Genomic DNA, 6147 nt, shown 5'->3' on the forward strand with positions numbered 1-6147 from the left:
ATGAGTGAAAATTCATGTACGTCGGGATCATTCTTCTTCCTGGGAAGAAGTTCACCCCGTTCAAGATCGATCCTGACGAACGGCCATTCAATATTTAAAGGAATCTCATCGTGTTTTTTGTCTACGATGATTTGGATGTAAAGCGAAACGTTTCCGCTTTTCTTTACACGCTGTTTGTTTACCCAAAGCTTAACGCTAAACGTATTCATGCTTTTATTCAAATTTTCCATGTTGGAATAATGTTGGAATAAAAGGCACCTAAACAACTCGACTGCTGGAAGAAAAAACAGCCTCTACGATGCCGTAAAAGCTGTTTTTATTTTAGCGATTCTTTCGAATCTTTAAAAAGTGTCCGAGATGAGATTCGAACTCACACACCCGTACAGGCGCCACGCCCTCAAGGTGGTGCGTCTACCAATTTCGCCACCCGGACTTTTCTTAATACTAGGTGCCCGAGGAGAGACTCGAACTCTCAAGGGACAATTCCCAACGGCTTCTGAGACCGCAACGTTTACCAATTTCGCCACCCGGGCATTAAGGAGAGCAAATATAGGATGTTGGATTAAAAGTGCAATGGCTTTATGCAAAAAGATTAGTCTGAAGAAGCTGAGTCCTTGTCTCATAGGCTTATAATTTTTTTTCTGCGTGAAATACTCACTTCTTCAATCCATCAATACGTATTTCTACAACAAAGTGCAGGTTTCTGCGTTTAATATGAGTATACAAAATTAAATAACAGAATTTCCCACCTAAGTAAGTAGTCAAGACTTATTTCAATACCCAATATTCACAACATTTGGATTGTAAACTAGTAGTGTCTCCCACCGATCTAAATGAGTAAAATACGATTCAAGAATACATCAAACTCTCTTTTTTTGGCAACCACCCGTAAACGTGTAGACGCATATTTTAGAGAAGCCAATATTTCCCGCAACGCCAACGTAGCGATGTGGGCAAAGACCCTATTTTTCCTGACCGGATTCGTCGGATTGTATGTTTTTATCCTGTCTAATGTTGTTTCTGCCGGGTGGATGCTGATGCTGTCTGTTCTGCTCGGGATGTTCAGTGCATTTGTCGGTTTCAATATCTGTCATGACGCTATCCACGGTTCATTTTCTTCAGATAAGCGAACAAACAGACTGTTTAGCTACGTCTTTAACTTCATAGGCGCTAACCCTTACGTGTGGAGCATAACGCATAATGTGGTACATCACACGTATACCAATATCCCCGGACATGACGAAGATATCGAGGTGGCACCGGGGCTCATACGCATTTCGGAGGAAGAGCCCGTTAACCGAATTCAGCGCTATCAGCATTGGTATGCTTTCCCTCTGTATGGTCTTGCATCATTGTCCTGGGTTTTCCGTAAAGACTATAAAAAGTTCTTTCAATCCAAAATCGGTGAGCAGGAGATGAATCATCCCAGGAAGGAGTACTTCAACCTGTTCTTTTATAAGGCGGTATATTACTTTCTTTATATCATCCTGCCGCTGCTCATTCTTGATATTACCTGGTGGCAATTCCTGATCGGCTTTCTCGCTTTGCACCTTGCTGAAGGGCTCACAATGGGACTTATATTTCAGTTAGCGCATGTGGTCGAAGGAACTGATTTTCCAACTCCCAATCCTGACGGGAACCTGGAAGAAGCCTGGGCAGAGCACCAAATGCGGACAACGGCAAACTTCGCCACACACAGTAAAGTAGCTGCGTTCTTTCTGGGTGGACTGAACCGTCAGATAGAACATCACCTGTTTCCGAATATTTGCCATATTCACTACGGGCCTATCAGCAAAATTGTAAAGCAGACAGCTCAGGAATTTAACATACCCTATATTGAAAATTATACTTTCGCATCTGCGTTGAAGTCACATTTTATTATGTTGAGAAGGTTTGGTAAGGAAGCGTGAAAGGCTTATTTATACCATAAAACCGGTAAAAACCTGGAAAGCGGCGGGCGTATTCTGTCACAGCTTTGTTAGCGCCTAAGATAACATGCTATAGTATGTTGGGAATTTTGTACAAGAAACAACCAATGCTTGCTTTTAATTTTGAAGACTGATAATTGTAACCTGAAAGATCAGTTAACCTAATTAAAAACAAGATCAAATTATAGATGAGGTATTTTATTTATTTATGTTGTTCGGTATTTGTATTGTATGGAGCATCTGCGGCAGCAAACTCTTCTTCTGGCAAAAAGAGCAGTATCGACATTGTGATATCAAAAGATGCGCATCAGCGCATTCAGTTCGGTGCGAACAAACTCGCCGACGCACTCAATAAGGCTGGTTACAACGCAAAGGTTCAGCCGCGAAACAGCTTTTCATCACGGAATAATACCATACAGATAGCCGAGAAGAACGAAGCTCAGGCCGGACCCCTCCTCAAACAATCGAAAACCACAGTTAGCAACCTGAATCATAAAGAAGGTTTTTCTATAACAACCACTACCAACAACAAGGCGACTATTATTGGATCTGATGTTACAGGGGCACTCTATGGATGTCTTGAGCTTGTTGATCAGATCAAAGCAACCGGTAAACTACCTGAAAACTTCACGTTAAACGATCATCCGGAAATGGTACTGCGGGGTACCGCTATCGGTCTGCAGAAGCCAACCGAACTTCCGGGGAGAGGAATGTATGAGTATCCTTATACACCCGAAGATTTCCCCTGGTTTTATGACAAGCAACTCTGGATCCAGTATCTGGATATGTTAGTAGAGAACAGATACAATTCCTTATATTTGTGGAACGGACACCCTTTCTCGTCACTTGTCAAAGTGAAAGAGTATCCCTATGCTCTTGAAGTAAGTGAAGAAACGTTCAAAAAGAACGAAGAGGTCTTCCGCTTCCTAACGGCCGAAGCGGATAAAAGAGGAATTTGGGTTATTCAGATGTTCTATAATATTATCATCCCGAAGCCATTCGCAGAAAAGCATGGTCTTGCTACTCAGGACCGGAACCGGCCCATCATTCCGATCATAGCCGATTATACTCAAAAATCTATAGCTGCGTTTGTGGAAAAATATCCGAATGTCGGCTTGCTGGTTACTCTGGGAGAAGCGATGGAAGGCAGAGGTCAGGATGATGTCGATTGGTTTACCAAAACGATTATTCCCGGTGTAAAAGACGGACTCAAAGCTTTAGGTACAAACATCCAGCCACCCATCGTACTGAGAGCGCATGATACAGATGCTGATATCGTGATGAAGGAGTCATTGCCTATTTATAAGAACCTGTATACGATGGCCAAATTCAACGGAGAAGCCTTAACCACCTATACACCTCGCGGCTCATGGGCACAACTTCACCGTGATCTCAGCAGAATTGGAACAGTTCACGTTCAAAATGTACATATACTGGCTAACCTCGAACCATTCCGTTATGGCTCTGCCGATTTCATTCAGAAGTCTGTTCAGGCTATGCATGACGTATATGAGTCTAATGCAATCCATGTTTATCCACAGGCTTCTTACTGGGATTGGCCATATGCAGCTGATAAGACAAAAGAACGGCTGCTCCAGGTAGAAAGAGATGAGATATGGTATAAGGCATGGGCACGTTATGCCTGGAATAGCCGTAGGGACCGGTCAAAAGAAATCACATACTGGTCTGACCAGTTAGCCGGAACTTTCGGCGCCACTCCGAAGGCTGCTGAAAATATTCTCAAAGCGTATGAGGAAACCGGCGAAATAGCACCTAAATTATTACGCCGTTATGGGATCACTGACGGAAACCGTCAGACGCTTACGCTTGGAATGACGATGACACAGCTGATCAATCCATTCCGGTATAATTTATTTACCATGCTCTATGAGTCGGAGGCTCCCGAAGGCGAGATGATCATTGAGTATGCCGAGAAAGAGTGGAACAAGCAAAAGCATATCGGCGAAACCCCTGTCATCGTCGCAAAGGAAGTCCTTGTTCATGGAAGAAAGGCCATAGAGGCAATAGAAGCAGCCTCTGGCAGTGTAAGCAAAAACAAAGACGAGTTTGAAAGATTGAAAAATGACGTCTATAGCTATAACGAACTGGCGGCCTTCTTTTCCGCGAAGGTAGAGGCGGCGTTATCAATTCTTCGATATAAATATTCAGACGATATCGCTGACCTGGAACGTGCGTTGCCGCTGTTGGAAAAGAGCGTTGTGCATTACCGCAAGCTGGCCGACCTGACGAAAGATACTTATTTGTATGCGAACAGCTTGCAAACTAAGCATCGCAAGATACCTTTGCGCGGTGTAGATGCCACCTATAAGCATTGGGTCGAAGTATTGCCTGTCTATGAGAAAGAGCTTGAGCATTTCCGCAGAAGCATCGATTCGCTCAAAAACCCATCAAATAGAAAGGGCGCCGTACAGGTTGTTAAATACAGAAATGTACCGGTTACGGTTCACAATAAACGTCCCGAATATTTCACTATTGAAAAGAACGCCAAAGTCTATTCAGATACCACTTTGAAGATCGAAGAGTTTGCTTCTGAGATCGCAGGACTAAAGGGGCTGAAACTGTCCAAAGGCGATCAGATAAAAAACGGAACAACTATAGAGTTTTCTTCGGCTCAGCCGGTGAAGGTGCTGGTTGGTTTTTATAATGAAAAATCTCCGGGTTTATTAACGCCTCCGGATTTGGAGCATGATGTTAGTGCGAATGACTTCGGACAGTCAGAAATTAAGATTGCCAACGCGTTGCTGGCAAGCTCTTTTGCTCCGGTAAATATTCATTCCTACTCTTTCCCTAAAGGCCGGAATAAGCTTACTCTTGCCAAAGGCGCATGCGTAATTGTCGGATTCGTTGATGCGAATGACCAGGTGCGGTTGTATGATGCTGGAATAGGGGTTAAGGGTAATAAAAAAGACATAGATTGGTTATTTGAATAACAGCAGTCTGCTTAAGTCAGAAAAACACTACACACATATATGAAGATGAAGATGCAGAAAATGCTTAAATGTTTCGGTTTTGCTATGCTGGCAGTCTTATTTGGGAAAGACGTGTCAGCGCAGAGCAAAGCGCAGATCTTAAGCACGGATCAACTCCGGGATTATACCAACTATTTTAACTCGTTAGACAGCGAAGATGTTAAGAATTATGTGCCCAATGCGCAAACATTCGAGTGGCTGTCTAAGAACGTCCCTCTATTTGAATGCCCCGACTCTGCGATGCAGAAAGTCTATTACTACAGATGGTGGTCTTTCAGAAAGCATCTGAAAGAAACTCCCGCAGGCTTCATTTTTACAGAGTTCATAACACCTGTAAAACATGCGGGGAAATACAATGCTATCAGCAGCGCCTTGGGGCATCAGGTTTACGAAGCAAGGTGGATTCATGATTCAGAATATATCAATCAGTATCTGGATTTCTGGTTGCTGAAAGATAAAACCTTTGCGGCTCCACGTTTTCATGCCTTCAGTAGCTGGGTAGATGATGCTGTTTACAATCTGTATCTGGTTAATCAAAACAAAAACTATGTGAAACATATTCTGCCTGCTTTGACAGAAGATTACGGGATCTGGGAGCAGGAAAGACAGGCTGAAAGTGGTCTGTTTTGGCAGTACGATGTTAAAGACGCGATGGAAGAGTCTGTCAGCGGAGGCCGCAGGGTGAAGAACAGACGTCCCTCCATCAACAGCTACATGTATGGAAATGCAGTAGCCATTGCAAAAATGGCCGGTCTTTTCGGCCAGGACAGTCTGAAGAACGTCTATAACAGCAAGGCAAACTCGATTAAAAAGCTGGTGCTTGACAGCCTTTGGGACAAGAACAGAAAGTTCTTCAGTGCCAAGCTGGAGGTAGATGGCTCCCTGGCTCCCCGTGAGGCCATAGGCTTCATTCCCTGGTATTTCAATCTGGTCCCCGACAAAAAAGAATATTCAAAAGCCTGGCTCCAGCTAACGGATACAGCTGGTTTCGACGCACCCTGGGGCTTAACTACCGCAGAGCGCAGAGAACCAACATTCCGTACCCGCGGGTCAGGCCACGGGTGTGAGTGGGACGGTGCCATCTGGCCATTTGCCACTACACAAACACTTAAAGGTTTGTCCAACTTCCTGAATAACTACAAGAAAAACAGTACCAGCTCACCAGCTGTGTTTTTCGATGAACTTAAGCAATACGCACTGTCTCATACATTCCATGGGGAAATTTACCT

At 43.9% G+C, this 6147-nt stretch carries 4 protein-coding genes and 2 tRNA genes; 3 read left to right on the top strand and 3 right to left on the bottom strand.

What is annotated here, in order from left to right:
- The 3 genes from ACKI5J_RS09535 to ACKI5J_RS09545 all read right to left on the bottom strand — a co-directional run.
- Nucleotides 1-230: hypothetical protein (locus ACKI5J_RS09535; RefSeq protein WP_407428876.1), on the bottom strand; the 230-nt coding region annotated here is incomplete at its 3' end.
- 119 nt (nucleotides 231-349) lie between these two features.
- Nucleotides 350-433 (bottom strand) — tRNA-Leu (locus ACKI5J_RS09540).
- Nucleotides 434-449: 16 nt separating this feature from the next.
- Nucleotides 450-533, bottom strand: a tRNA-Leu gene (locus ACKI5J_RS09545).
- Nucleotides 534-833: 300 nt separating this feature from the next.
- Between ACKI5J_RS09545 and ACKI5J_RS09550 the strand changes: the two genes are divergently transcribed.
- From ACKI5J_RS09550 to ACKI5J_RS09560, 3 genes are all read left to right on the top strand, one after another.
- Nucleotides 834-1910 carry a fatty acid desaturase family protein gene (locus tag ACKI5J_RS09550; protein WP_407428878.1) on the top strand — a complete coding sequence of 359 codons (1077 nt, stop codon included), beginning with the start codon at nucleotides 834-836 and terminating at the stop codon, nucleotides 1908-1910.
- Between the two features lie 206 nt (nucleotides 1911-2116).
- A complete protein-coding gene (locus tag ACKI5J_RS09555) occupies nucleotides 2117-4879 on the top strand; it encodes a hypothetical protein (protein WP_407428880.1) in 2763 nt (920 codons plus the stop codon).
- Between the two features lie 84 nt (nucleotides 4880-4963).
- Nucleotides 4964-6147, top strand: a 1184-nt coding sequence (locus ACKI5J_RS09560; RefSeq protein ID WP_407428882.1) for an MGH1-like glycoside hydrolase domain-containing protein, incomplete at its 3' end; no start/stop codon positions are given.

Origin of the sequence: Arcticibacter sp. (genome assembly GCF_045629565.1) — a bacterium.
In the GTDB taxonomy this organism is placed as follows: domain Bacteria; phylum Bacteroidota; class Bacteroidia; order Sphingobacteriales; family Sphingobacteriaceae; genus Arcticibacter.

Bases quoted from the DNA above. Each gene is read 5' to 3' on its own strand.
- ACKI5J_RS09550 (WP_407428878.1), top strand. From the start codon at position 834: ATGAGTAAAATACGATTCAAGAATACATCAAACTCTCTTTTTTTGGCA.
- ACKI5J_RS09555 (WP_407428880.1), top strand. From the start codon at position 2,117: ATGAGGTATTTTATTTATTTATGTTGTTCGGTATTTGTATTGTATGGA.